General features: G+C 73.6%; 1 protein-coding gene. It reads left to right on the plus strand.

Translation table 11 applies throughout. The features are described 5' to 3' along the window. A partial coding sequence (locus AC6CH9_RS20790; protein WP_498156595.1) for an Ig-like domain-containing protein occupies positions 1-962 on the plus strand: 962 nt, incomplete at both ends.

Below are 962 nucleotides of genomic sequence, written 5' to 3' on the forward strand. Positions count from 1 at the left end.
CACGGACGGCCCCGACGCGACCACCGGTCTGGTGCGGGTGGACGTCCTACCGCCGTCGGAGGCCGAGGGCGCCCCGATCGTGGTGACCGACACCGCCCTGCTCCCGGCGGGCGGGTCGACGCTGGTCGACGTGCTGGCCAACGACACCGACCCCGCCGGCGGCGTCCTCGTCGTCCAGTCCGTGCGCGTCCCGGCCGACGCCGGCGTGTCGGTCGCCGTGCTCGCGCACCAGATGCTGCGCATCACCGAGCTGCGCCGGCTCGACGGTCCCGTCACCGTCACCTACACCGTGTCGAACGGCACGGAGACGGCCACCGGCGAGGTGCGGGTGGTGCCCGTGCCGGCGCCGACGCGGTTGCAGCCGCCGCAGGCGGCGGCGGACGAGGTCACGGTGCATGCCGGGGACGTGGTGACGGTCCCGGTGCTGAAGAACGACACCCACCCCGACGGGCTGGAGCTGTTCTTGCAGCCCGAGCTCGAGCAGGACGTGGACCCCGCCCTGGGTGAGGCGTTCGTCTCGGAGGACACGCTGCGGTTCAAGGCCGGTCCCGAGGCCGGGACCGCGTACGCGATCTACCGGGTGCGCGACGTCAACGGGCAGGAGGACTCCGCCCAGGTCACGATCCGCATCCGCGACGGCGAGGACAACGCACCCCCGCAGCCGCGCGAGATCGATGCGCGCGTCCTGTCGGGCTCGAGCGTGCGTGTGGACGTCCCGCTGGACGGGATCGACCCTGACGGCGACTCCGTCCAGGTCTCGGGCGTGGCGTCGCCCCCCTCGAAGGGCACGGCTCAGGTCGAGGCCGGCTCCCTGCTCTACACCGCGTCGAAGAACGCGAGCGGGCTCGACGTCTTCACGTACACCGTGCTGGACGCGCGCGGCGCGACGGCGACCGGCACCGTGCGTGTGGGTATCGCGCGTCCGGGCGAGACCAACCAGCCCCCCGTCGCGGTGGACGACC

Source organism: Cellulosimicrobium sp. GQ32 (assembly GCF_059758455.1).